The 26,658-nt window shown below is 38.7% G+C and carries 24 protein-coding genes and 3 pseudogenes; 6 read left to right on the plus strand and 21 right to left on the minus strand.

Annotation, left to right across the window (positions count from 1 at the left end; genetic code table 11):
• Window positions 1-218: 218 nt before the first annotated feature.
• The gene (locus SH603_RS09905; protein ID WP_321533911.1) at window positions 219-1,931 is read left to right on the plus strand and encodes an IS1182 family transposase; all 1,713 of its coding nucleotides are present in this window, start codon (window positions 219-221) and stop codon (window positions 1,929-1,931) included.
• Here SH603_RS09905 and SH603_RS09910 read toward each other — a convergent pair.
• Complete coding sequence (locus tag SH603_RS09910) at window positions 1,921-4,017, minus strand: LTA synthase family protein (RefSeq protein WP_169478098.1); 2,097 nt, start codon at window positions 4,015-4,017, stop codon at window positions 1,921-1,923. The genes SH603_RS09905 and SH603_RS09910 overlap by 11 nt on opposite strands.
• A gap of 148 nt (window positions 4,018-4,165) precedes the next feature.
• Window positions 4,166-5,296: an IS30 family transposase gene (locus tag SH603_RS09915; protein ID WP_321533912.1), complete on the minus strand. Its 1,131-nt coding sequence runs from the start codon at window positions 5,294-5,296 to the stop codon at window positions 4,166-4,168.
• A gap of 224 nt (window positions 5,297-5,520) precedes the next feature.
• On the opposite strand from SH603_RS09915, the gene SH603_RS09920 reads away from it, so the two are divergent.
• A complete protein-coding gene (locus tag SH603_RS09920) occupies window positions 5,521-6,393 on the plus strand; it encodes a DMT family transporter (RefSeq protein ID WP_169473568.1) in 873 nt (290 codons plus the stop codon).
• On the opposite strand, the pseudogene SH603_RS09925 reads toward SH603_RS09920, so the two are convergent.
• From SH603_RS09925 to helD, 7 genes and pseudogenes are all read right to left on the minus strand, one after another.
• Window positions 6,380-7,288 (minus strand): annotated as a pseudogene (locus SH603_RS09925) (NAD(P)/FAD-dependent oxidoreductase); the annotation flags it as partial. The gene SH603_RS09920 and the pseudogene SH603_RS09925 overlap by 14 nt on opposite strands.
• Window positions 7,289-7,383: 95 nt before the next feature.
• Entirely contained in the window at window positions 7,384-7,563 is a 180-nt protein-coding gene (locus tag SH603_RS09930) for a hypothetical protein (protein ID WP_263863514.1), read from the minus strand.
• A 28-nt stretch (window positions 7,564-7,591) separates the two neighbouring features.
• Window positions 7,592-8,447 (minus strand): annotated as a pseudogene (locus SH603_RS11410) (FAD-dependent oxidoreductase).
• Window positions 8,399-8,719, minus strand: coding sequence for a hypothetical protein (locus SH603_RS09945; RefSeq protein WP_169471607.1), 321 nt, complete (start codon window positions 8,717-8,719; stop codon window positions 8,399-8,401). Before SH603_RS09945 ends, SH603_RS11410 begins: the two are co-directional and overlap by 49 nt.
• A gap of 202 nt (window positions 8,720-8,921) precedes the next feature.
• Window positions 8,922-10,097 (minus strand): annotated as a pseudogene (locus SH603_RS09950) (RNA-guided endonuclease TnpB family protein).
• Complete coding sequence (tnpA, locus tag SH603_RS09955) at window positions 10,097-10,495, minus strand: IS200/IS605 family transposase (RefSeq protein WP_041816984.1); 399 nt, start codon at window positions 10,493-10,495, stop codon at window positions 10,097-10,099. The pseudogene SH603_RS09950 and the gene tnpA overlap by 1 nt, the downstream one beginning before the upstream one ends.
• 153 nt (window positions 10,496-10,648) lie before the next feature.
• On the minus strand, window positions 10,649-12,955 hold the full coding sequence (helD, locus tag SH603_RS09960; protein ID WP_263863262.1) for an RNA polymerase recycling motor HelD: 2,307 nt from the start codon (window positions 12,953-12,955) through the stop codon (window positions 10,649-10,651).
• Window positions 12,956-13,174: 219 nt separating this feature from the next.
• On the opposite strand from helD, the gene SH603_RS09965 reads away from it, so the two are divergent.
• From SH603_RS09965 to hflX, 3 genes are all read left to right on the plus strand, one after another.
• Window positions 13,175-13,825, plus strand: a complete 651-nt coding sequence (locus SH603_RS09965; protein ID WP_321533915.1) for a DedA family protein — start codon at window positions 13,175-13,177, stop codon at window positions 13,823-13,825.
• 73 nt (window positions 13,826-13,898) lie between these two features.
• The gene (locus SH603_RS09970; protein WP_169473489.1) at window positions 13,899-14,552 is read left to right on the plus strand and encodes a histidine phosphatase family protein; all 654 of its coding nucleotides are present in this window, start codon (window positions 13,899-13,901) and stop codon (window positions 14,550-14,552) included.
• Window positions 14,553-14,581: 29 nt separating this feature from the next.
• Window positions 14,582-15,859, plus strand: a complete 1,278-nt coding sequence (gene hflX, locus SH603_RS09975) for a GTPase HflX (RefSeq protein WP_169473486.1) — start codon at window positions 14,582-14,584, stop codon at window positions 15,857-15,859.
• Between the two features lie 67 nt (window positions 15,860-15,926).
• Here the strand turns inward: hflX and SH603_RS09980 are convergent, their stop codons facing one another.
• From SH603_RS09980 to SH603_RS10010, 7 genes are all read right to left on the minus strand, one after another.
• Window positions 15,927-16,451: an SA1002 family membrane protein gene (locus SH603_RS09980; RefSeq protein ID WP_169478104.1), complete on the minus strand. Its 525-nt coding sequence runs from the start codon at window positions 16,449-16,451 to the stop codon at window positions 15,927-15,929.
• A 91-nt stretch (window positions 16,452-16,542) separates the two neighbouring features.
• The gene (locus SH603_RS09985; RefSeq protein ID WP_321533916.1) at window positions 16,543-17,508 is read right to left on the minus strand and encodes an IS30 family transposase; all 966 of its coding nucleotides are present in this window, start codon (window positions 17,506-17,508) and stop codon (window positions 16,543-16,545) included.
• Window positions 17,509-17,713: 205 nt separating this feature from the next.
• Window positions 17,714-17,962 carry a GlsB/YeaQ/YmgE family stress response membrane protein gene (locus tag SH603_RS09990; RefSeq protein WP_035156102.1) on the minus strand — a complete coding sequence of 83 codons (249 nt, stop codon included), beginning with the start codon at window positions 17,960-17,962 and terminating at the stop codon, window positions 17,714-17,716.
• Between the two features lie 2 nt (window positions 17,963-17,964).
• Window positions 17,965-18,147, minus strand: coding sequence for a CsbD family protein (locus tag SH603_RS09995; RefSeq protein ID WP_169472947.1), 183 nt, complete (start codon window positions 18,145-18,147; stop codon window positions 17,965-17,967).
• Window positions 18,148-18,371: 224 nt separating this feature from the next.
• Window positions 18,372-19,364, minus strand: a complete 993-nt coding sequence (locus SH603_RS10000; protein ID WP_243678783.1) for a D-2-hydroxyacid dehydrogenase — start codon at window positions 19,362-19,364, stop codon at window positions 18,372-18,374.
• Between the two features lie 275 nt (window positions 19,365-19,639).
• A complete protein-coding gene (locus SH603_RS10005) occupies window positions 19,640-22,507 on the minus strand; it encodes a YhgE/Pip domain-containing protein (protein ID WP_169477370.1) in 2,868 nt (955 codons plus the stop codon).
• 36 nt (window positions 22,508-22,543) lie between these two features.
• Window positions 22,544-23,080 carry a TetR/AcrR family transcriptional regulator gene (locus SH603_RS10010; RefSeq protein WP_144227591.1) on the minus strand — a complete coding sequence of 179 codons (537 nt, stop codon included), beginning with the start codon at window positions 23,078-23,080 and terminating at the stop codon, window positions 22,544-22,546.
• 318 nt (window positions 23,081-23,398) lie between these two features.
• On the opposite strand from SH603_RS10010, the gene SH603_RS10015 reads away from it, so the two are divergent.
• Window positions 23,399-23,650 (plus strand): PspC domain-containing protein, encoded by a 252-nt coding sequence (locus SH603_RS10015; RefSeq protein ID WP_003664828.1) that lies wholly within the window; start codon window positions 23,399-23,401, stop codon window positions 23,648-23,650.
• Between the two features lie 53 nt (window positions 23,651-23,703).
• On the opposite strand, the gene SH603_RS10020 is transcribed toward SH603_RS10015, so the two are convergent.
• The 5 genes from SH603_RS10020 to SH603_RS10040 are packed head-to-tail and all read right to left on the minus strand — an operon-like array spanning window position 23,704 to window position 26,568.
• Entirely contained in the window at window positions 23,704-24,543 is an 840-nt protein-coding gene (locus tag SH603_RS10020; RefSeq protein WP_153703505.1) for a DUF6681 family protein, read from the minus strand.
• Window positions 24,544-24,561: 18 nt separating this feature from the next.
• The gene (locus SH603_RS10025; RefSeq protein WP_169471038.1) at window positions 24,562-25,041 is read right to left on the minus strand and encodes a hypothetical protein; all 480 of its coding nucleotides are present in this window, start codon (window positions 25,039-25,041) and stop codon (window positions 24,562-24,564) included.
• 59 nt (window positions 25,042-25,100) lie between these two features.
• A complete protein-coding gene (locus SH603_RS10030) occupies window positions 25,101-25,538 on the minus strand; it encodes a Fur family transcriptional regulator (protein ID WP_169472945.1) in 438 nt (145 codons plus the stop codon).
• A 40-nt stretch (window positions 25,539-25,578) separates the two neighbouring features.
• Window positions 25,579-26,151, minus strand: a complete 573-nt coding sequence (locus tag SH603_RS10035; protein ID WP_169471040.1) for a guanylate kinase — start codon at window positions 26,149-26,151, stop codon at window positions 25,579-25,581.
• 6 nt (window positions 26,152-26,157) lie between these two features.
• A complete protein-coding gene (locus SH603_RS10040) occupies window positions 26,158-26,568 on the minus strand; it encodes a bis(5'-nucleosyl)-tetraphosphatase (protein WP_169471041.1) in 411 nt (136 codons plus the stop codon).
• Window positions 26,569-26,658 lie beyond the last annotated feature (90 nt).

A 26,658-nucleotide genomic window follows, 5' to 3' on the forward strand; every position in this document is an offset into this window, starting at 1 on the left:
GCGTTCGTACTTAGCCTCGAGCCTTGTGATTATTTTTCATGTTATCTTGCTATTGTTCGTAAAAACAGTTGAGAGGCCGGGAAAAAACTCCTAGTTGAAAATAAAAATCCGTACAATGAATTCTACAAAGATTCATTGTACGGATTTTTATGTACACAGGAAATCGTTCCTGATATGATGTAATTACCCCTAAAAACAAACAAAGAGGAGCGATTTTCATGTATCAAAATTATATCACAGGGCAAACAGAATTCGTACTAAATTATGATTATAATGTTCCATCAAGACATATTGTACGTATGATTGATGCTTTTGTAGATTCGATTCCACAAGAAATTTTATTGGATGACAAAGTAGCGACTACCGGTCGCCCACTTTCTCATCCAGCGATTATGCTTAAAATTTTATTATTTGCCTATTCACGTCAAACTTATTCTGGTCGGAAAATTGAGTTGATGCTTGAAGAGAATTTACCAATGCGTTGGTTGGCACGTGATCATACCTATAGTTACCATACAATTAATAATTTTCGCCAAAGTCAACACGCTAATAATTTAATCAAACATTCTTTTGTGTACTTTACGATGGCATTAAAGGATCACGGACTAATTCAAAGTGATGCTTTCTTTATTGATGGGACAAAGCTTGAGGCAGATGCCAATAAGTATTCATTTACTTGGCGTCGAGCTGTTGAAAAATATCATGCAAAATTAAAAGAAAAAACAATCAAACTTTACGAAGATTTAGTCGAAAAACGGGTAGTTAAAGCGATGAGTCCAGAACTAGTGGAAACCGCTAATGGAATGGCTCTTATGGCTGAAAATATTGATGATAAAATCAGTGAATTGAATGAAGAAATAGCTCAAGAACCTAAAGTAATCAAGGGTGGTTCAGTTAAGAAACGACGACGCCGTTTCTTAAAAAAGATTCGTCGACAATTAAAAGAAGACTTTATACCTCGTGCTAATAAGTATGAAGAAGCAGAAGATATTTTTAAGGGCCGCAATAGCTTTTCAAAAACAGATCATGATGCCACATTCATGTGTATGAAAGAAGATCCAATGAAAAACCGAGAATTGAAACCTGGATACAACTTACAAATCGCTACCCACAATCAATTTGTTCTTGATTATGCCTTATATTCTAATCCGACAGATACTAGAACATTAGTACCATTTCTTGCTCAATTTCATTCTTTAGATTTCTTTGATCATATCGTGGCTGATGCAGGGTATGGTAGTGAATATAATTACACGACAATTATTGATCAGTTTGAAAAACAGCCTGTTATTCCATATACGACTTACCAAAAGGAACAGAAACGAAAATACAAAACTGATCCAACTAAATCACAAAACTGGCAATATAATGCCGAAGATGATTATTACATTGACCATCTAGGAGTTCGTTTTAGTTTTTATCGTTACAGTCGAAGAATTGATAAATATGGATTTAAACGTGATTTTAAACTTTATCGGGCAGATAAACATCAATTATCAGTACAATTAGATCAATTAGCGAAAACACCAAGTGGACGTCAACGCTATATGCAAGTTAATCCAACTTGGAATTACTATAAAGCTAAAGTTAAAGCAACCCTCTCAAGTGACGAAGGTAAGGCAATTTATCGTCGACGTAAGTACGACGTTGAACCCGTTTTCGGTCACATGAAGAGGGATTTTGGCGTACGCCGAACACATTTACGTGGGCAACGCGCTGTGGAAAATGACACCGGATTTACACTAATGGCTATGAATTTAACAAAATTGGGAAAGTTAGTAGCTCAAGCAGGGACAAAATTAATTAAAAAAGGAAAAATCCGAACCATAATTTCTGGAAAATCAAAAATTATGGTTCGGATTTTAATATTCAGAGGAAGGAATTTAATAGTTAATTCCCAGCCTCTCCATTTTCATTTGATTATGGTTTAGGGAAGTTTAATTTCGGATAATTCTTTAACTCTGGTGCATCGGTTGTGTAATCATCGAAAGTACTCTGGTTATTATTTTCCGACTTTAAACTTGTCTTCTGTTTCTTTTGCTGCTTCTGTAAATTCTTCAAGCTCTTCTTAAGGTTATAAGTATATTGTTTTTTATCAACTTTCTTAAATCCTGGAAGTTTGTAGAACCGAAGCAAGTCACCATTCACGACTTTATCTGATAATCCAAGATCAGTTGTAACGTATTTTTGAATCTTACCAATTTCTTTACGTTGCGCTGCGGTTTGGTGAGTAATCTGCTTACCATTCTTAGTGTAATAGTAGTCACCATTATACTTAGTGTATTTTGGCGTTACCCAATCACCATTTCTAAACGGTACAATTTGCTTATTTTCTGGTGAGAGCAAGTCTTGGCCGAATTGAATATAATTCTTAGAGCTAATTCCTAACAAATCCTCAAGAGTAGGTAAAACATCAATTTCACCACCATACGTATGGTTAATGCCACCTTTTAGGCCAGGCATATTAATCATAAATGGTACTTTTTGGAACATTGCTAGATCATAATTAGTTACTTTCTTCTTACCTAAGATTTGCGCAATGGCTGGTTGGTGGTTATTAGAGATTCCATAGTGGTCACCATAAAGAACTAACACACTGTTTTTCCGTAACCCCGTCTTATCAAGGTAATCAAGAAATTCGCCAAGTGATTCATCTAAGTATCGTGCAGTTTGAATATAAGGGTCGACCGTGTCATCACCAGTCTTCCACGCTTCGATATCCTTATTCTTTTTATCAAGAATATATGGATAGTGGTTAGTAACTGTGATGATCTTTGCATAGAATGGTTGTGGAAGCTGCTCGATATAGTGGGCTGATTCTTTCATGAAGATCTTATCCTTCATTCCATATCCAGCATCATAATCCTTGGTCTTTGGGTAATACTCCTTACTAAAGAAGTATTGGTAACCAAAAGACTTATAAGCATTATCACGGTTCCAGAAACTAGGAACATCCCCGTGGAATGAGGCCGTCGTATAACCTAGCTTTTGATGAAGAAGCGCTGGCGCAGATTGGAAGGTATTAGTCGTCCCATCAGTAACCATTGCTGATCCTTCTGGAAGACCAAATAGCGAGTTTTCGAGCATTGTTTCTGCATCCGCCGTCTTTCCTTGACCAACTTGGTGGAAGAAATTATCAAACGCCAAAGTATCATTAGCATGGTACAACTTATTCAGGTTTGGCATTACTTCTTGACCATCTTCTTTATAGTCGATCATGAATTGCTGGAGACTTTCAAGGTGAATGATAAAAATATTCTTTCCTTTAGCCTTACCGTAATATTCAACGTTTGGCGCAGCATAATTACTATGGATGAAATGCAAAACCGGCTTTAATTCGTCACGATTAGCACGCGCTTTTACTACACTGTTATTAGTCGTCTTAACCCCATCATAAACTGTATATGCTTCGAGTCCTAGATACTTAACAATATAATTATTATCAAATGTTCGCGTAAGTAGTTGTGAACGATCACTTTCCGCCATTCCTAAGTTAACTCCAAATAGAACAAAGCCAAGGGCAGTAATCGTCATCGCATATCTAACCTTAAAGCGCCGCATATCAACACGGACAAAGTGGAAAAGTAAGATGAGTGCTAAAATTACAACATCCAGGTAAACCAAAAAGTCTTCGGGACGTAATATCCCCATTAAACTTTTACCAAGATTATTTGAAGCCGCTCCAGATCCCTTTATTACGTTAAAGGTAATGAAATCTGAAAATTCTCGATAGTACAAAATATTTGCAAAAAGCCATGTCGACAATGCCGCATTAATTATCAACATCATCCAATAGGACAAGCGTCCACGGAAATATAATGCAATTCCCAAAAATACAAGGGCACTTGGAATCGTATTAAATGCTAAAAGGAATTGTTGCATGCTTCCTTTTACACCTAAATTAAATTCATTTTGATAAGCCCAATAGCTCTTTAAACAAAATAAAAGTACAACAAGCAGAAAAAAACCGAGCTTGGTATTCAAGACACGGCGGAGCTTCTGCAACGCTGTTTTCATAGTCGTTCCTCCATAAAAAAATATCATTATTAACAATAATACACTAACTAGCTAACCGCAACCGTACAATTTTATTTTTCCAAAAAGTTAAAAATTCCGTCACTTTTCTGTCGTAGCCTAAATTTCAAGAATAAGTTAGCCACTGGACTCAAATAAATAATACTGACCAATTGATTATTGGTTGATGGAGCTGTGATATCTCTTGGTAGAAGGCCTTACGATAGATATCCATTGACGAATGTCCATTAAACATAGCTCGTGGATAGTGATTCATCCAATCATTAGTCGCTATGATCTGAGCACTACTATAGTTATTTATAGCTTCACCTTTGGTAATCTCCTTGCGGAGAAACCGGTTATTGATCTCATTGGATCCACGTTCCCAAGGGGAATACGGATCAGCATAGAAAACATGATCGTGAACTTGTGTTAACTCACTAAATTCTGAACCGTTGTCAGAGGTTATTGTCTTAAAGATGCGATAGTAAGCATCTGTGCCCATTTTCTGGCGTAAATTTATAAAGAACTGATTTACTGCATGCGCAGTTTTACCAGCAATTTTACTCGTGATATTAACTCGTGAAAGGCGATCAGTCATTACTAGTACAACACTGTCATTACCGTTTTTCTGTCCCTGAACTGTATCTAGTTCCCAATGGCCAATTTCGGACCGTTGGTCCGCAGTTTGAGGTCGTTGAGCAATATTAGGCCCTAAGCACCTTTTAGCTTGCGGATGAGTTCGATGATGCTTACGTTTAGGTTTTTCAAAGAGGTCTAAATTGGACGTACGAAGCACACCCTCATTAATCCATTGATATAAAGTTACAACCGACTTTGGGATCAGGGTGCCATCATTCATTAAATCTCGAGCCTTATAAATAACCGCTTGTGGGGAGTAATGGTGGTCGTCAAACTCACCAAGCATTAGCTGATCAGCTAATCGTAAAAATTGCTTTGAAGAATAATATAAGCGATGACGACCAGAATGGCGGTGATGTTCAAGATATGTGGCCTGACCAGCTTCATAACTATAGATGTAGTAAGAATATTCGTAAATCTTACCATTAGATTTTTGACGACGAAGTTGGCGGACCGTACCACGGTTGAGCTCGTTATTAATTGTTTGATGATTAACTCCTAATTGGCGACCAATTGCGCGATTGGAAAGTCCTTGCGACTTTAAAGTCGCAATCATCACACGTTCTTCTTTAGTAAGATGAGCATTCTTTTTATGAGTAGTCAATAAACTAGTAGACATGGTATCATTTAAGTGCGTCATTTGACGGACATCCTTTCATATAGGTTTGGTTCACTTAATATGATACCTGATGTCACGCCGAATGGCGTTTTTTATTTACCACCAACTGGGTGGCTAACTTCATTCTATAATCCACCCTTTTCTGTCGTAGTTAACCTTTTGAAAATGAATCTTAAATGTTATGATTGAGTGTCGTTAATTAACAGAAGGGACTGAGCACCATTTCAAAGAAAAAAGCGAATTTAATGTTATTACTGGTTGCTATTCTATGGGGAAGCAGCTATGTATTTGCCAAACTAACGATTCAAGCAGGGATGCATTCTGGAGTTATCAATGCTTGCCGGGGAACAATGTGTGTAATTGCCGGTTATCTTATCTTCCATAAACAGATCAACAAAATGACTTGGCTGGATTTCAAACTAGGAGTCCTTATGGGAACAATTAATTTCCTGGGTTATTTTTTGCAGACTGATGCTCTCCGTTATACTACTCCTGCTAAAAATGCCTTCTTGACAACCTTATATGTTGCAATTGCTCCCTTGATCTTGTGGTTGTTTTGGCATGAGCGTCCACAACGGAAGACATATTTTGCGGTCGCCCTCGCTATTATCGGAATGGCTGTCATCACTAATGTTGCTAATACTGGTCTTCAATTAAATTTTGGGGACTTTCTAACTGTTGTTTCTGCTATTTTTTGGGCCTTACAATTAATCTTCTTTGGAAAGTACGCACCGAAAGTTTCTAGTCCCTGGGTGGTAATCTTCATGATTGGCCTATGTCAAGGCACGTTCGGTTGGATTACGACTGGATTATTTGAACGTACTAACCTTACACAAATTCATTGGGTTCAAGCCCTGATTCCCCTGGCTATTTTAGCGATCGTCGTAACCTTCTTAGCGCAAGGAATGCAAATTACAGCTCAGCAATATACTGATGCTACATCTGCTGGATTATTATTGATGTTAGAATCATTTTTTGCCAGCACCATGTCAGTTATCATGGGCTATGATCCCCTTACACCACAACTAATTTGGGGTGGTTTAATCTTACTTTTAGCCAATGCAATTATGCAAGTTAATTTCCAAGATGTGCCATTTTTAAGAAAACAGCATTGGTAGCTAATGGAACGTAACGGTCAGTATTGGTAGGATTAAAGTGGACGGAAGTTACATCCCCACCGGCATAGATATCAGGGTTAGATGTTTGCATGTATTCATTGGTCTTAATTGTTCCATCAGGGTGAAGGTCAATTTTTCCACGAACCAAGTCACTGTTTGGCCGGAATCCAACACAAAGAACAGCCATGTCCGCATCGTAAACTTTACCTTTATTGGTAAGTACTTTAACACCGCCATTACCATCGTCTTCAAATCCAGTAACCCGCTGTTGTAATTCAAGATGGGCATTGTGATCTTTGAAAATCCGGCCAATTCGATCAGAATACTGTTTATCAAAATACTTAATCAACATTTGATCTGAGCTATCGATTAGTGTTACTTCACGGCCCTGACGAAGATATGCTTCTACTAGTTCAACACCGATATATCCCCCACCAATAACAACAATCTTTTTCAAGTCCTTGGCAACATTGAAAAGTTTCTTAGCGTGATAATAAGTTTTACACAAGTATAGATTCTTATTTTCCAGTCCAGAAACTGGTGGAATAACTGGCCATGATCCGGTGGTAATAATCAATTTATCGTAAAAATCCGCACTCAATTCGCCAGTTTCCTGGTTCTCAACTTCAAGGGTCTTTGTATCAGGGTCAATGCTTAAGACATTATGCTTAACTTTAACAGTGGCACCCATTTCTTCTAGTTGTTTAGGGCTAGAGTAGAACATCGCGTCTGGGTCCCCAATTTCACCACTCAAATAAACGGCAATTCCACAAGAAAGGAAGGAAACACTATCATTCCGTTCATAAATTACTACCTCAGTGTCTGGATGTGCATTTAAAATCTGGGTTGCTGCTATCGTGCCCGCGTGCGTACAGCCAACAATAACTACTTTCATATCTACACCTCATTTTATTTGCTTACTATTTATAAGGGTAAGCTTTTTTACTCCCATAATCAATCGACTAATTGCCTACCTATTATTTTAACAGATTATTCAGTCCCTGCTTTAGCCATTGCTGCTTGTCCCAAAATATTAACGTAATTAAAGGGGCGATCAAAGTTTGGCTGGAACATTGTATCATACATTCCAAGAAACTCAATTGTATTTTGGTTCTGAATGCATAACGAAATCAGACTTAAAGTTTCTGAAATATCGTGTTTACTCATCATCTGTGCTCCCAAGATTCGTTGGGTATCCTTATCCCAAACCAATGACATCAGGGACCGGCGTGGTAGTTGGCATAAATTCCGGACGATAGTTATCCTCAATTGTCACTACATCAGCATCAAAGCCAGCTGCCTTAGCTCTTTCAAAGGTTAATCCTAAAGAAGCCATATATGTTCCATCAAGGTTTAGACTCATACTTAGTTGCGTTCCCGAATCTTTCATCTGCTCTCCATGGATATTATGGGCAACAATTGCTGCTTGACGAACGCCTTCAGTCGGCTGAGGTTTATAAACGTCCTTATCGGTTGGGTTATAATGAATCGTCGTTGATCCCCCAATTGCATATATATCCGGGTCAGATGTTTGGATAAATTCATTAACAGCAATTACCCCATTTTCATCCATCTCTACTACACCCTCAAAAATAGAAGTATCTGGCTTTTGCCCCGCAGCAACAATTGCCCGACTAACACTGTACGAGCCCTTATCAGTAGCAACCGTGATGCCAATCTCATTATCATCCAATTCGGTAACATGTTCATCAGTAACAACTTTAATATTATCTAGCGTGACCAACTCGTCTAGAATACTCTTCTTCAAAATTGTGGTGCAAAATTGGCTCACCGTTTGTAAAAAGAGTCACTTCTTTCCCTTTTTGCCGATATGCATCGACTAGTCCCAAGCTAAGAGGATCATTACCAATCACAGCAATTTGCTGGTCAATGGCAGATAATAAAAGAGCAGCCTTAGCATCTTGCTGGTCCTTGATTAAAGTTACATTGCTACTGTCAATTCCTTTTAAAGCGGGTGCTTCAGTTCTTGAATCAGTAGCAATAATCAGCTTATCATAATGCTCTTCGGAAGTAGCATCATCCAGCATCCCCATAACTTTGATTGTTTTTGCGCCGGATCTACACCCATTACAAGGGAACCCATTTTTATGTCAGCACCCTTAATTGATAATTGATCCGAGCTTAATTCAGTTCGTAAACGAGGCTGTTCCGCATCTTGGTCATCGTAGTCATTGATGTCATACATTATTGAGGGAACGACTGCATTGCGGTCATAAATCGTAACCTCTGTCTCCGGATGACTTCTTAAAATTTGCGACGCGGCTGTCATCCCCGCAAAGGTACAACCGATAATAATAACCCTCATATGAACTACTCCTCATCGAACTTATTCTTCACTTTTTTATACACAATTAAATTTTGAACTACTCCCACTTAGCTAAACCTACGGTTTAATGCTTGAAGTGGGAGATTCTGGAAACATCGCATACTTACCCTACCGATTCTGAACGAACCTTCAAGCAGAGGTTACGACTATTAGCCAAGGCTCGTCCCGAGCCTAACTTTATCTATCGGATAGCTAATCCTTTTTGCAAGATGACTTGTGCAGCGTTAATATCACGATCTAAATGTTTACCGCAGTTTGGACAATCCCACTCACGTACCGCTAACCATTCCGATTTATTCAATCCTAACCGATGATTATTCTTCCCACAATTAGCACAAATTTGGCTAGTATATGACGGATTGACCTGAATAAGCTTTTTACCGTACCAGTCACACTTATATTGCAACATATCTACTAATTTTGACCAGCTAGCGTTAGCGATTGCTCTAGCTAAATGGTGATTCTTCATCATTCCCTTAGTATTAAATTTTTCCAACACAATGATGTCGTACTTTTTGACCAATTTAGTAGTGAATTTTTGTAGCTGATCCAACCGTTGGTTGGCAATCTTTTGCCGATACTTCGCCACCATAATACGAGCTTTCTGATAATTCTTAAAATCATCTAATTGCCGTGGAACTAACACTTTATTATGATGATCCCAGGCAATTTCCTGCTGAGCCTTTAAGAATCGACGACTACGCAATTTCTCCCAACGATACAACTTTTTATGGTATTTGTCTTCAAAATGATTGATCGGTTCCTTGCATCCATCTGAAAGATTAAGTAATGACTTAAGTCCTAAATCGCCACCAATATATTTATTTGTTTTAGGAAGAATTTGGTTTTCGCTTTCCACTAAAACAGTAATGCAATATTGACCAGCAACGTTCAGACGAACAGTGACATTCTTAATTTTACCCATTGGCAATCGACCAGCTCTAAAATAGACGATACCGAGTTTTGGTAACTTTATATGATGGCAATCTAAAACTTTAATATTGCCATTAACGTACTTTGAATTGTAGCTCTGAGAATATTTTCTGGATTTAAATCGAGGGAACTTATTTTGACCTTTAAAAAAGCGTTGAAAAGCATCGGCTAAATTGCGATTAGCACTTTGCAAAGCAGTTGATTCTGCTTGTTTCAACCAAGGATACTCAACCTTAAGTTGTTTCAACAGATTATTCATCCCAAAGGCATTCACAAATTTAGCTTCCGGATTATTCTTGCGCCGTTCAATTTGCATATTAAGCATTTGATTCTATACAAAACGAACACAACCGAAGATTTGCCAGAGCTGATTTCGTTGTGCTGAATTTGGATAGATGCGCATTTTAACGGCTTTTAGAACCATTATTTTCTCCCTTGACTTTCAATATATCGTTTTACAACTTCTAAAGGCGCTCCACCAGTGCTAATTAAGCAATAGCTTTGTGTCCAAAAGGCTGATTTCCAAAGATATTGCTTGATTTCTGGAAATTGTTTTTTAACCATTCTGGAGCTAGACGATTTGTAAGCATTTAAAAATTTAGCCATTTCCGTATGAGGCGTTGCTCTAAACAAAACATGTACGTGGTCCTGATCATGATTCCATTCTTGCAAATTAATGCCGTATGCTTGTCCCACAACTACAAAACGATGTTTAAGATATTCAGATATTTCATCGTTAATTACTTTTCGACGATACTTAACCACCATTACCAAATGGTAATTAAGTAAGTATACTGAATGCTGATTTCTATCTAATTCTATTGTTATCACCACATTTTATAGATATATACTAAATATATCATAGAACAAAAGAAAAAGCACTAACGTACTTTAAGAGAGCGATTCATCCCCTACTTATAGAAGTGGGGGTATTCTCGCAAATTTATGGATAAAGTGCAATATTACTCTTGCCATTTATTTGTCAACATTAACTTTTTCATATTCATCTGTCGGCACTTGGTCTAGCAAACTAGTTGTGCTGCCAATTGATACTAAACTTAACTCATGCATTGCTCGGGAACAAATCGTATAGAGCAATTGTCGCTCATCGTTACCATGGTATTGCTGATCATTCGCATTCCAAACAATAACCGCATCAAATTCCAACCCCTTTGCTAAATATGACGGTACAACAATCGGGCCCTTTACTAACCGTTGATTTTCTGTCCGAATAAGGGTGGTCTTAATGTTGTTAGCATTTAACTTTTGATACAGCTCTTCACTATCTTTGAGATCTTTACCAATAATTGCGACGGCATCATGATCATTTTGATACTTATTAAGGATATCAATAACTGCCGCTACCCCTTCTTGCTCATCCTTAGCTTGATAAACTTGTGGCTTATTGCCTTCGCGCTCAAAGGCCTCAATCGCTTCACCATCAATTAAAATATGTTTAGTAAAGTCGGTAATTTGTTTCGTGGAACGGTAAGACTTCGTTAATTGGACAACCTTTGTCTTCTCTGGATCAAACATCGTCCCTAACTGCTTTAATAGTGACCGGCTATTCTCATGAGTGAAAATTGCCTGATTAAGGTCTCCTAACAATGTGAATTTAGCATGGGGGAAACGATACTTAAGGTAAGCTAACTGGTAAGCATCATAATCTTGGACTTCATCAACGAAAACGTAGCGGATATCACGTTGACCATGCTTTCCAGTAATCAAATCATACAGGTACAGGTAAATAGTAATTCCGTTGGCACTGATGTTCCCCTTCTTTAGGTCTTCTTTTACCCCATCAACGTAATCTTTCCACTGTTCTGCAGAAATTCCATACTCAGCAATATTAATAAGTTTTGGAGTTACCCGGAGAAGGTGTAAAAATTGTCCATTGATGTTAAGCCATTGGTTATGATCGATGGCCTTTTTTATTGGCATAAATGCCCGCATAACGATTTGACGTGCGAGGAACTTATATTCTTTATCTTCATCCTCAAATTCACGCGGTTGGTTATTAAATAAGTTATCGATTTCTTCTTTACTCAAGCTTTGAATTTCATCTTCAACCCATTTATTGCGCATTTCAGTGCTTACACGGTGATTAAGATCTTTGATCAATTCTTCCTTGGTTCCATCCAACCTATTTCCCAGGTTATAGTTGTTATTAAATGAATAGTAAATTTCTTTAATCTTCTCTTTGCTCAAAAAGACTTTACCATTAAACATAAGGTTGCGGAAACGCATATTAGCATGACCAAGATGGTTAGCATAACGCTCTGTTGCTTTGAAATATTGCAAGCTAGTTAATAGTTGTTGCGCATTCTTAGCCGTTTCATCTTGGTGACTTTCAAACCGTTGTTCTAAGTTCTGAACATGAAGCTTTGGCACCCGGCGATTAGCGAACTGGAAGTAAGTCATCTGGACCATGTTATGCTCACCCAATTCTGGCAAGACTTGATCAATGTAGTCATTAAATAATTGGTTAGGTGAAAAAAGAACAACTTGTGAAGAGGTCAAATTACCCCGGTAACGGTAAAGGAGCCAGGCAACCCGTTGGAGAACTGCCGCTGTCTTCCCCGAGCCAGCAGCCCCCTGAACAAACAACAATTCGTTTTTCGTATCACGAATAATTTCATTTTGTTTCCGTTGGATCGTCGTTACAATGCTTTTCATCTTGGTACTGGAATGGTTACCAAGCGCATCAAGGAGCATCTGGTCGCCTACTTGTTCGTCGGTATCAAAGATGGTTACAATTACCCCATCTTTAATTTGAAATTGGCGTTTAAGAGTAAGATCTACCTCTTGCTCGCCTACCGGAGTCTGATATTTAACTTTCCCAAGTTTCCCTTCATAGTAAACAGACGAAATCGGCGCTCGCCAGTCATAAACAAGAAAGTGATCTGGCTTATCGGTAAAGGATGCAAGCCCGATATATACCTTTTCGGATTCATTGGCACCTTTTTCACGAAAATCAATGCGAGCAAAGTAAGGTTTCTTTTCAAGTCGCTGTAAAGTTGCTAGCCGGTCTGCAGCGTGTTGCCAGCTATTTTGACGTTCATCTAGCATCTGCTGTTGAGCACGAAAAGACATGGCCGTATCCATCATGCCTGAATAAGTAGTGGTATTTAAGTGGATATCATCAATTTGCTTATTGATGCCCTTAATATCATGTTGAGCCGTTTTAATCTTTTCTTCTGCTTTTTGTTCGGCCTGTTTTACTTTATCAATCACATTATCAAGGTACTTTTGTTCTAGTTCTTTTTCAGTTTTCGTAGACATTCCATACTCCCTACCTTTCATCTTCAGGTCGACTTACTTAATAATTTATCTTAAAATCATCCAATTATTATATCATTTTCGCCAATTAGTCTGTTAACTTTCCGCCTTCTATTTTTTCAATTATTAAATGTCGTTTAATTTTAATCCTAAGATCATCAAAATAACTAATAATAACGCTACAATATATTGAAACCATGATCCAGGAGGAGGAAAACAACAATGAGCCATATTTTTTATCTTCTAACTCATATTGCGGAAATAATTATTCCCATGTTTGAGTGGATGGGCGCTTGGAGCTATGTTCTCCTTTTTATCCTAATTTTTATGGAAACTGGATTAGTGATTTTCCCATGGCTTCCTGGTGAATCGCTTGTCTTTTTAACTTGTTCTTTTATCGCTTTTAACCCGATCTTAAAAATGGAAATCGTCATCCCCGTCTTCTTTTTCGCGGCGCTAATTGGTGACACAGTTAATTATTATATTGGTCATTCCCTTTCTCATTGGCAATGGCTCAAAAAAAGAATGGCCGGTCCCCGCTTTGAGAAAGCACAAGAATTTTTAGCCCGTCATGGGATCAAAGCTGTAGCATTAGGGCGATTTGTACCGCTCATTCGTACCTTTGTCCCCTTAATTGCTGGAACAATGCAGTTTCCATTTCACCGTTTCACAATTGGTAATATTATTGGCGTTACATTATGGGTAGCGATTGGTGCTGGATGTGGATATTACTTTGGAATAATTCCGTTTATCTGTCAGCACTTCTCACTTATCATCTTAGCATTTGTTGTGTGTTCACTGTTAGGAGTTGGCTTGTTAGCACTTATCAAAGCGATTCGTCAACGAATTATTAAGCGAAACCGAATGCTATAATTGCTTTTTCTTCAGCGAAATCATGTTAAAATGTAATAAGTATTTTTATTTCGCTTAAAGGAGTGCTGTAACTATGGCAATCAACGTTTATTTTGTACGCCACGGACAAACCTATCTTAATCTCTACAATCGGATGCAAGGTTGGGCTGATGGTCCGCTAACGCCAAAGGGTGAAGAAGACGCTAAACGAGTAGGACGGGCGCTTGCTCCTATTCAATTTGATTATGTATTTTGCAGCGACCTCGCACGAACAGTTTCAACTACCCGTTTCTTGCTTGCTGAACATCCTGGTAATAATCCAACGCCAATTCCAGAGCCAGCGTTTCGGGAAGAATTCTTTGGCTACTTTGAAGGAGAAGATGGCCAACATTTTGCTGACTTTCTTGGCGGCCCAGATGGTTATCATAGCTTTACAGAAATGGTTGCCGGTTGGGGTCCAGACAAATTAAAAGATAAGATTGCAGCCGCGGATAATTATGGTACTGCTGAAGACCATGTTGCTTTCTGGAAGCGGGTAGATAAAGGTTTTGACCGTTTACGAGCATTGCCAGACGGATCAGAAGTACTAGTAGTTTCACACGGAGCCACTATTCGTTCAATCGTCCAACGCTATTCTGACGCTTACGATCCAGGCGATTCACCACGTAACGGAAGCATCACTAAGCTAACTTTAGATAAGAATAATACTACTGTTGATTTTTATAACAAACTTGAATTACCAGAATAATATCCATAAAGGAGGAACATTATTCTTCAATGGAGACTAACATACAAACTCTAGAACCAGTAATTATTACTGGATTAAATACTGGTCAAGAAGACTTTGACTACTCAATGGTTGAACTGGCTGAATTAGCACAAGCAAATCACATGGAAGTTATCGATCGGATTGATCAAGTCATCGATCGTCCTAATCCTGCTACCTACTTTGGAAAAGGCAAAGTCGAAGAAATTCGTGACGTGGCTGATGCTAATCACGTTCCTACTATCATTACCAATGATGAATTATCACCAAGTCAATTACGTAATCTTGAAGAAGGAACCGGATGTCGTATTCTAGACCGAACCGCTCTTATTTTAGAGATTTTCGCAACCCGCGCTCAAACCAAAGAAGCTAAACTCCAAGTACAAATTGCGGAACTGCAATATCGCTTACCACGATTGCAAACTAGTGCAAGTGAGCGGTTAGACCAGCAAACCGGTGGAGGAAGCGGCTTTACTAACCGGGGTGCCGGGGAAACCAAACTTGAAATGGATCGGCGAACTATCCAACATCAAATTTCCCACCTTCGTCAAGAACTGGCTGCTATTGCTAAATCTGAACAAACCAAGCGAAAACAACGAGTAAAGAGTGCAATTCCCACAGCTGCTCTTGTCGGCTATACCAATGCCGGTAAATCAACCATTATGAATGGCCTCGTAAGAAAATATGGAGCTGCTGAAGAAAAAACTGTTTTTGAAAAGAATATGTTATTTGCCACCCTTGATACAAGTGTCCGGCAACTAACACTTCCAGATCAAAAACGCTTCTTACTTAGTGACACGGTCGGTTTTGTCAGCAAGTTGCCTACTCACCTTGTTGAATCATTTAAATCAACACTTGCAGAAGCCGCTAATGCTGACTTACTAATCCAAGTTATTGATTATTCTGATCCACATTACAAGGAAATGATGGAAACAACTAATGAAACCTTAAAACAAATTGGGATTACTGATATTCCAATGATCAACGTATTTAATAAAGCAGATAAAACTGAGATTGAATTCCCTATTCTTGAAGGTGACGATCAAGTTGTAATTTCAGCTAAACAAGATGCTTCATTAGATCTTCTTGTTGATGTTATTAAGAAACACCTATTTAAGGACTATGTCACCACTACTCTTCTAATTCCATTTACTGATGGTCACGTTGTTTCTTACCTTAATGAACACACTAATATTTTAGATACTGCTTATGAAAGTGATGGGACATTATTAACGGTAGAAATGTCAGTTCAAGATTATCAACGCTTTAACAAGTACGAAAAAGCATGATGGCGTAATTACAGGTGAAAATGCCCCCTAAGAAATGAGATATGAACATTTCTTAGGGGGAATTTTCTTATATTTGTTTTTGTTGAACCTTGTAAATAACAATTGCGATCCACGTTGAAATTAATGCGGGAAATAATGCCATGATTATGTAATCGGGATTAATAATCCTACTCTCGGCCACAATCTTAAGCATATATTTTGAAGATTTTGAAAGATCGTTAAAAATAACTTGATAAATCGTCGTATAAATTAGTGACCATTGAATATAATATTCCATGATTGTTAGACTCGTCATATGATAATGATAATGGTGCTGAAACCAGCCTAAAAAATTTGACAACATAATTCCCACTAATACAGCAATTAATAATATCAAACTAAAAACGGAGCTAACATGAAAAATTCGTAAGTCAAAAATAAACGCCATTACACAATACAAAATTGCAATAAAACTAACCATACTAATTACTACCATAATTGTGATCAAAATTAATGAATGGATATATACCATGTTATGAGTATGGTGGGCATTTATTCCCATTGTGATAACTATTAGAGCGATCAATAAAACCCAATAAATAATCTTCTCCATCCCCTCAATTCAAGTCCATTGATTATAGTTTATGCCTTTAATTTATGCAGCGTCAAAGATAATGTCATAAGACCCTAAATGTCAATTTAAGTTAGAAAGAAAATAGTTGCTCATCAGTGACGTAAGACATGAATACTTCATATGGAGTTCGATAGCCTAGTGATTTACGGGGCAGGTTATTTCGCTTACTCATCAGTTGGGTTACCAATTCATCAGGAAGATTGCGGAAATCTAGCTGTTTCGTTAAGCCATCCCGGCGTAAAAGACCGTTGTTGTTTTCGTTCAGCCCTCGTTGATTGGGAGCACCAACCTCGGCAAAGTAAGTGTGAAGGTCAAATTGATTGGCAATCTCGCGCCAGCCGGCGAATTCTTTTCCGTTGTCAAAGGTAATCGATTTGAAGAAGTGCCGCGGGAATTTCCGAAGCCACTGACTTAAGTGTTGGTTAATCGCATTAGCCGTCTTTTCGTGCACATTGAGTACAATTTCGACCTTCGATTGGCGTTCGGTCAGGGTCATTACCGCCCCTTGGTGCTTTTTGCCTTGGACGGTATCAGCTTCAAGGTGCCCAAATTCAGTGGCATAGTGCGGAAAGTCCTTGGCACGCTCGTGAATACTTCGCCCCAATTGGCCAGCCTTCCCGCGGCGCTCGACATAGCCATTCGGGTGCCGCTTACCTCGCATCGGCAAGGAACGGACATCGAAGCCGAACTGGCCACGTTCAAACATCCGGTAAAGAGTTCGCCGGTTACAACTAATTGGGCGCTCAGCGCGCCCAATAATGGTATCAGGCGTCCACCCCTGGGCAATTTTGTCGTTGATATAAGTGAGTTCAGCCAGTGACAACTGAGTACGTTTTCGGCCACAACGTTGCTTATTGCGCATATAGTGATCTTGATAATCAGCAATTGAGGCACCGGTTTCCAGGCAACGATAAACGCGATAAACGGTTTCGGCGCAACGTTTGATCATTTGGGCCACTCGGTACGCTTTAAGCTTTTGCACGAAAGAATGGGCGATGATTGTCAGCTCGTTTGTGGTAAGATGGGTGTAAGTCATTTGTGGTTTCCTTTCTTTTGTTTAGGGGTATTCAAAAGTCTACCACAAATGGCTTTTCTATTTTTCTAACTTAATTTTACAAACGGCGAGAGATAAACAGCGCAGTACAATAATGGCCTCCAATGTTCAGATTAACCGAACGTTAGAGGCCATTATTGCTTGCAGAGAATCGGGTTGCTCTCGCTCTCTTACTTCCAATTATTAATCAATCGGTTCGAATTCCGAAAATCAAGGAGACGATCATTACTAAGATTACTGCTCCAATAATTGATGGAACAATTGCCATCCCAGCTACTTGCGGTCCCCATGCGCCTAATACTGCTTCACCGATTGCTGATCCTACTAGTCCAGCAACAATATTACTGATCACTCCCATTGATCCGCCACGACGGGTTAACGCACCAGCAGCTAAACCAATTAATCCACCAACAATTAAAACCCAAATCCAGTACATAATCAGCCCTCCTTTTTATTTCCTTTTATTGACTCTTTAAGATCATTAACCCCATCTTTTACTTTTCCTTTAAGTTTCTGAAGTTTTCCTTCTCCTTCACGAGTCTTATCATTAGTTACTTTGCCTTCAGTTTCTTTTAGTTTCCCTGCTATCTTATCTTTTATTCCGTGCTTATCGCTAGCCATTATTATCAGTCCTTTCCTTATGTATATGGCTATTAGTGGCTGACAACTTTGGGATGTTCCTCCTTCCTAAATCGACTAGTGGTATTTGATAGTTCTAAGCTTAACAGTTATCATCCTAGAAAGCGATATCCTTTTGATTTATTTAAGTCTTCTTTAATAACTTTATTTATATCTTAATTAAAAAGAAACTCTACCGTCAAAAATTGGTAGAGTTTTTTAATTAATTACATTCTAATTTCATTACGTGAATGCTTACCTTCTAGAATTGTTACAGCATCATTCAAACTAATTTCAACCATATTCCGTATAGATGTTTCAGTCAAAAATGCAACATGGGGAGTAACAAGAACATTTGGCATTGCAGCTAGCTTCTTGTAATCATCTGGAATTTGATCTGGTGAAACTTGTTTCCCAAAGAAAGAAGTTTCGTCAGCTAATGTATCTAGGCCAGCACCCGCAATTTCTTTATTTTCCAATGCTGAAATTAAGTCCGCAGTATTTACCAGTTTTCCACGAGCCATGTTGATCAAGTAAGCATTGTCTTTCATCATCTTAAATTGTGGTGCAGCAATCATGTTTTCTGTACTTGGTAACAACGGTGTATGTAATGATAAAATATCCGCATTCTTAACAACAGTATCAAAATCGGTATATTCAACGTATGGTTCATATTCGACATTGTATGATGGATCATATGCAAGGACTTTTGCACCTAATGCTTTATAAATCTGAGCAGTGGCCCCACCAATATTACCAAGACCAACAATTCCCACGGTTAAATTGTAAATTTCATTACTGATTAAATCATCGCTCCACCGAAAATCACCATGGCTCATGCGTTGTTCGAATTCATCAATCCGCCGTAACAAGTACATCGCCTGTGTGACACCCATTTCTGCGATTGCTCGTGGTGAATAAATAGGGACATTCGTTACAATGATGCCATTTGCTTTACATGCATCTAAATCAAAAATATCAACACCAACCATTCGAGCAGCTAATTGCTTTATTCCCATGGCTGCTAATTGTTCATACAGTTGTTCATCCCCAAGTTTTGTTGTTTGCTGTAAGGAAATTCCATCATATCCTTCCGCAAGCTTAACTGTATCAGCATTTAATGGTTCAGTAACCATCTTGACTTCATTGCCTGTCTTCTTTGCCCATGCTTCAATATAAGGCTTTTCAGCGTCACGAACGCTATACATAATTAATTTCATCAGTTTTCCCATTCCTTTCATAAAAACCGCTTACATTAATAGCTTAACACTCCTTTACTTAATCATCAGTATTTTAGCAACAAAAAATCGGGTCTGTGACTTAAGCCAAGTTACTTTCATAAAAGACAAATGGCGCAGTACAACAATGGCCTCCAACGCCCGGTAAAACCGAACATTGGAGGCCTACTGTTGCTTGCGGGGGCTCCCAGAGGCTAGCTTCGCGTTGAAAACGAAGTCACGAGTGACTTCTGTCTCGCTCCCTCTGTTATCTTTAATTATTGTTCACCGTTGTCTCCTTGGTTTGGACGACGTTGTTGAAGGTGCATACCGTCATAATCACCTTCTGGTCCAAGCAGTTCTTGGTTATTATCCAATTCTGAGCGACCAGCATAGTGATGGTGTTGTAACCAGATCATACCGACTAATAACAATGCATAGAAGACAATTGCGATTACGATCAGAACAGTGTTACAGAACATCGTGTAATGTGCTCCCAAACCACCAGAAATTGAATCACGGAGTCCTAAGATTGAATAAGTCATCGGTAAGTACCAGTGAATTACATTATAGAACTTCATCGTAATTTCCATTGGGAAGGTACCACCAGATCCACCTAATTGGAGCATTAAGAGAACCATAGCGAAGAATCGACCGGGGTTATCAAAGAGCATTGAAAGGAACATAACAATTGCCATTGAAGCTAACCCGAAACATATGGTTGTCGCAAAGAATGCAACTGGGTGAATAACTGTAAGTCCACAAGCCATCATAATTGCATCTTCCGCGATTGCCATTGCAGTTGCTACTAATGATCCAACTGTTACCTTACTTGCCCACCAAGCGATTGGGGATTTACCAAATTCAGCAACCCGACGAATTGGGTAAACAAAGTTAAATACAAGTGCCCCAACATAGATTGCTAATGATAGAACGTATGGTGCTAAGGCGTGACCATAATTTGGTACATAACTGTAATCCGTGTGCTTAAGAGCAGTTGGTTCTGCAAACATCTTGGCATTCCGTGGCGAAGTCTTAATACCGTTAATTTGTTTTGCACCACCTGCAAGCGATGTAGCCAGTTGAGAAGCACCAGCATTCAACCGCGCAATTCCCGAAATAAGAGCTGGAGAATTATCTTGAAGTTGTTGAGTTCCGGCAGCTAATTGGTTTACACCGGCAACAAGAGCAGGAACTTGACCGTTTAGTTGACCAAGCGCACCAGCTAATTGAGCTGCACCAGAGTTCAAGGCCCCGCTATTAGCGTTAAGCTGGGCAATTCCGTTACCTAATTGACCAACACCGGCTGTATATTGACCGATTCCGCTAGCCAATTGACCAGCTCCGGCTCCAGCTTGGGCAACACCAGCTGTGTATTGACCGATTCCGCTAGCTAGTTGATTAGCACCAGCTCCAGCTTGAGCGACTCCAGCTGTGTATTGACCGATTCCTGAATTAAGCGTACCAGCACCGGCAGCAGCACTATCAACACCATTAGTGTATTGATTTACACCACTATTAAGCGTACTTGCTCCAGTGGAAATTTGACTTGTGGCTTGTTTAAGTTGATCAACAGCACCTGGCATTGCGGCTAGGGTACCTTTATAACCATTTAAGGTTGCTAATAATGAGTTAGCTTGACGAATAGTCCCATCTGCATTATCTAACACAGCAGACATTTGTGAGAGCTGACCTAATTGTTGCTGCATACCACTCAAGCTTCCTTGAAGATTGCTTAATTGACCAAGAGTTCCACTTAATCCTTGAATAGCAGCAACATTAGCACTAGCATTTTGTACAATTTGTTGAGCGGCCTTCTTAGATTGATCACTAGCTTTATCATCACTAAGAATTTGTTGTGCTAATCCAGCAATTTGACCATCGTTAGTTGCAATACCTTTAAGCTTGTCACCAGCACCGACAGCACCAGATAATGCTCCCGAAGCTTGTTGAAGACTAGCAGCATTACTTTGAACACCAGCAAGAGCATTCTTGGCAGTTGCCAAACCGGTCTGGAGTTGACCTAACCCTTGCTGAAGATTTTGTGCTTGATCCATGGCCCCCATAATACCGTTAAAGTTAATGTTTCCTAACTGACTGTTAACGGTTGAATTCAACTGATTAGCGCCCGATGCTAATTGACCTGAACCATCTCTTAAGTGAGCCGAATTACCACTTAACGTATTCAAACCATTGCTTAATTGGTTAGCCCCTGAGCTCAACGTACCAGAGTTAGCCATTAAAGTATTTAATCCAGCATTCAACTGACTAGCACCAGAATTTAACGCACCAGAGTTAGCCATCAAAGTACCTAAGCCACTGCTCAACTGGTTAGCACCGGAATTTAGTGCACCGGAATTAGCCATTAATTGACCAACACCATTGCCGAGGAGGCTAACCCCACCAGTATATTGCATGATACCATTTGCTAAGGTTTGGCTCCCGGTAGCAAGTTGTTGCGCCCCAGAAGCTAATGGTGCAACGCTAACACGCAAGGTTTGAACCCCGTTATTTACTTGGGAAACCCCTGCAACATAACGATTTACACCATCACTCAAGGTCACCATTCCGGTACCAATTTGTTGGGCACCATCAGCGGCCTTGTTCATCCCCTTACCTACAACATGTAATTGCTTAAACATTACCGTTGCGTAAGCGTTAGTAACCTGGGCACGAATTTTTTCATTTAGCCGTGTCATCCCTGTTTGGACAATTACCTGTCCAATGTAGTTCAAGGAACCATTAGTTTGGTAATGTAACTTCATCGTCTTAGGATGCTTTTGCAAAACAGTCGTTGCATTTTCAGAGAAATCTTTAGGAATCGTAACAACAGCATAGTACTTGCGATGACTCATACCATATTTTGCTTCTTTAGCGGATACGAATTCCCACTTCAATTGGTGATTTTTCTTCAATTCATTAACGGTCTGTTTCCCAACATCCATTTTCTGGCCTTGGTATTCAACCGGAATGTCCTTATTTACCACCGCAACTGGTAAGTTACGTGTACTTCCATACGGGTCCCATACTGATTTTAAGAAGAAAATACTATATAGGAAAGGTATGAAGCAAATAACCGTTACTGATAAAAGCAGTAAACGGTTATGAATAATATGACGAAATTCGCCTTTAATCATGCTCCACATTTAATACTTCACCTCAAAATTTATCCTTTCATAATTTTAGTTTGTTAATGACTTGGTAGCTGCTCTTGCAAACTTAATAACGTCCTCAGTTGGTACGTCATAATTATTGCCTTGCCACCAGTAAAAAGTCCCGATAATAGCTCCACTTAATACGTAAGCAAGCATCTCAGGATTATCAGACTTTTGCAGCGCCGTTACAATTGGATCATTAGTATCAAGATTACGCCGCTCTAAAAGAACCTGACTTAAAATATTTAAAATTTCGGTATACAAAGAGCTTCGTGCACTATTAGGTGCTAAATGACGGATAACATCCTTATTTTTATCAATGTATGATAATAATTGCTTAATAATGTCATCTTCAGAATCTGTATTCTCCGTCAATTTATTAATTTGTGCATTTAACGTTTGCTCTAAGAGGTCATATTTATCACTAAAATAGCGATAAAAACTGCTCCGGTGCATCAATGCTTCTTTACAAATTTGATCAACCGTCAAACTTTCAAAAGAATTTTTCTCTAATAACGTTATCAATGCATTTTCAAAGTCACGAATAGTTCTCGTAACACGCATAACTCTTGCCTCCCCAAATAATACAAATTTAACATGATTATTCTAACTTATTGCAATTCAGCACAACAGGGGTAATTAAAGATAATTATCCTACAATAAGACAAAAATAGCTTTTCGTTCGTAAAAAAAGGCTCTTGTTTGTATCTTAATCAAACGAAAACTATAATATGCTCCTAAATTTAAATGGTCAAGCACGGCAGTAATAACTTTATCGCTCTTTTATAGTAAAACGTATTAAATAATTATTAACTTGCTAAATCTCTTCTCTAAAATACTGTATAATAAAAGTATCAAAGCTATGCGATTGGAGGCTTCATAATGGCAAAAACTAAAAAACATTTAACTAAATCCAAAGATAAAGTATTTCTTGGTGTCTTTGGGGGTATCGCTGACTACTTCGGTCTTGATGAAACCCTCGTGCGGATAATCGGAATTCTCATTTTCGTCTTTACTGGCTTTTTCCCGCTAGGAGTCTTCTACCTCTTAGCTGCTCTCGTAATGCCTGAATATAATGATAATAAGACAAATAATGATGACAATATCGTCGACGGTGAATTCAGAGAAAAATAATGTTGATTGCAGCAAAAAAGCTGAGGTTGGGAGAAATTCCAATCTCAGCTTTTTTAAGCATTATTTCGTTGTTTATAAGCTACTTGAACTTGTAGTCCATAATCTTCTTCCGTTAAAATTGTTGAGCCGCTTCGCCCAGCAATCTTATTCGGGCCTCCAGTAACAACTACTGCTGCAAGATATAATTGATACTTATCATGAGCAGTATGGACATCGGTTAGGCCGATTTTGGTAATATGACCAACCGGGCGTCGTTCCATTTGGTTCATTCCGATGTAGATTTCAAGACGGTGTCGCAACTCATCATGAACCAATTCAAAGTATGGAGGAACAGATTGTGAATTCAAAGCCGTAACTGGTTTTTCAGTTGCCTGATATTGTTCAACGATTTCTTTTTCACTCAGACCATCATAGCCGTTAACAAACACACCTTCCATTAATAGTTGGTCAACAACACGTTGTAAATTATGCTGTTCATGTTCGTCAATTGCCACTGCTGCTGGGATCGTGTCGGCATTAGCAAACAAACCATTTGACCGGTTTGCCAATTCTGCTGCTAGTCGTTGTTGTGCATCAAGAGGGGTCTTAGCTTTGCCGTCCTCAAATTTTTGACCAGTAATCTTTGCGACACGCGGTGAAATAAAATCAAATCGTGAAGTCTTCTCAAGAAAGTAAAAGACAAAATTAAGATAGATAAAATATGTTAATCCAATCACTGCTAAGCAATATAACAATGCCCGCAGCCAAACATGATTCATAAAGAGTCGGAACGTAACATAAACTAAATAAATATCGCCTAGTGAAGCAATAATGATATAAATACGACTCTTTAACTTTACATCAAGGTTAAAGTAACTCAATGACGAGTTAATCATATCAAGAAAACTAAACATTAATAACCCGCCTCCTTATCATTCAGTCGTAGTTGTTCCGGTAGCATTACCACCAGCTGTGTCCTGTGTCGTTGTATTATTGTTAGTTGTTGTACCAGTTGATTGTGAGGTACTGTTTCGATTAGCACTCGTACTTTCATTTGTATTTGCTGATCGATTTGTCGATGTTTCTGTGCCAGTGTTTCCTGCTGACCGTGTAGTTTGATTAGTATCCCCAGTATCATCCGCTGTATTGTTGCTATTACTTGTCCGGGTAGTTGATGAACTACTTGCACTCTCATCATTATCATCATCACGATCGCTTTGTGAATTCCGACTTGATTGATTGCTTTCCTCATCACCCGATTGCTGAAATTGGCGACTTGTTGATACTGATGTTACTTTTGCACCCTCAGAAGTATGCGTTGCTTTATTAACCACTACATTGGTGGCACCCAACGCAAGTACCAATGATACAAGTGCAAATGGGGTTACTAATGGCGGTATCTTTGCTCCCATGTCTCATTCTCCTTTTCCAGAGTATATAATACACGAAAACTGGCCCAATAAATATGAATTTATTGTAAAGATTTTTTCTGGCATTGGGCACATATCCCATGCAATTCAAACCGATGCCCAGTGATTTTAACTCCTGGCAACTGCTCCTCAAAGAATTTCTTATCAATTGGTGGCATTTGAATTTCTTGAACTCGTCCACAAATATCACAAATAAAGTGATGGTGATGAGTAAAATCACACGAATATTTAACCTGCATCTGATCATGATGTTGACGCAATTCGACAATGCCCAATTTCTCAAATTCTTTAAAATTCCGATAAATAGTATCGTGACTTAATCCAGGGAATTGTTCTCGAAGATATTGGTCAATTTCTACAATATGAAAGTAACGATCAGGGTGTCGTGCAACTGATTCAATCATCATTTTACGTTGCTTAGTCCACCGCAAATGATGGTCTTTAATAATGGCCTGTGCTTGATCAATTAATTTCTCCAATCTTTTTTCCTCCCGATTAAAGATGATATTGTATCATATTTTAATTCTTTTTGGATAATATCTGCCTAACAATTATATCTATTTGTTGTTTAGTATTTTTCCATTGATCATTAACTACAACATAAGCGATCCCTTTTAAAGCCGCTGGTAAAGCAAGATCACGGTGATACTCTTTGCTATGTAAACGAGAACGAATCGCACTCAATTTATCGCCCCGCAGTGTCATTCTCTTAGCTAAAGAAGCCATATGGGTAACGGTCAAGAAAATAATCACTGCTTGAGCATCAAGTTGTTGATGGTAAGTAATCGCACCAGCTGTGTCAAGAACAATCACATCATTTTCCCCTTGTTTCCATCCTTCTTCTAAACCTTCTAATGAAGAACCATATTGAAACTGGTCATAAGTTACTTGCTCAAGTAAATGGAGTTTTTTCAGGGAAGTCGGTGTTTCAAAATGATAGTCTACCCCACCTTGTTCCCCTGGACGTGGCCGCCGCGTCGTATGGGTGATTACCCGATGCATATCATAATGATTTTGAAGATAGTTAGCGACAGTTGTTTTACCTGAGCCAGCTGCTCCTGTCACAATAAACACATACTTATTATTTTTCATAATTGCTTATTTTAAATGATCGTTAACTTGATCCAATAATTCTTTTAAATTCTCGTAGGTTAACCGTTCACGAGCATCTTGATAGTTGAACCATCCGCAATTCTTAATCTCTTCTGCTTGCAGATGAATGTCTTCCTTGTTATCTAACTCGGCAGTATAAAGGGTCATTTGCTTATGATTGCCATTTGGTAAGTCGTATTCGGTATACACCTTAAAACTTGTATCAATTGGTAATTCTAATTGCGTTTCTTCCTTTATTTCACGAATTGCTGTTTCTTCTAGTGATTCATTGCCTTCAATGTGACCTTTCGGGAATCCCCAGAAGTGTCCCTTATTTTGACTTTCTAAGAGTAAATACTCAATTCCATTTTCGCCTTGACGATATACAACTGCGCCACTAGTAACTTCAATTGCCATTTTTATCCCTCTTTTGTAATTAAATTTTTCTAATTTACTTTTAATATTAACTAAGGTATCATTATTAATTATAAACGTGATGAACCATTT

Origin of the sequence: Limosilactobacillus reuteri, from assembly GCF_034259105.1 — a bacterium.
In the GTDB taxonomy this organism is placed as follows: Bacteria; Bacillota; Bacilli; order Lactobacillales; family Lactobacillaceae; genus Limosilactobacillus; species Limosilactobacillus reuteri_G.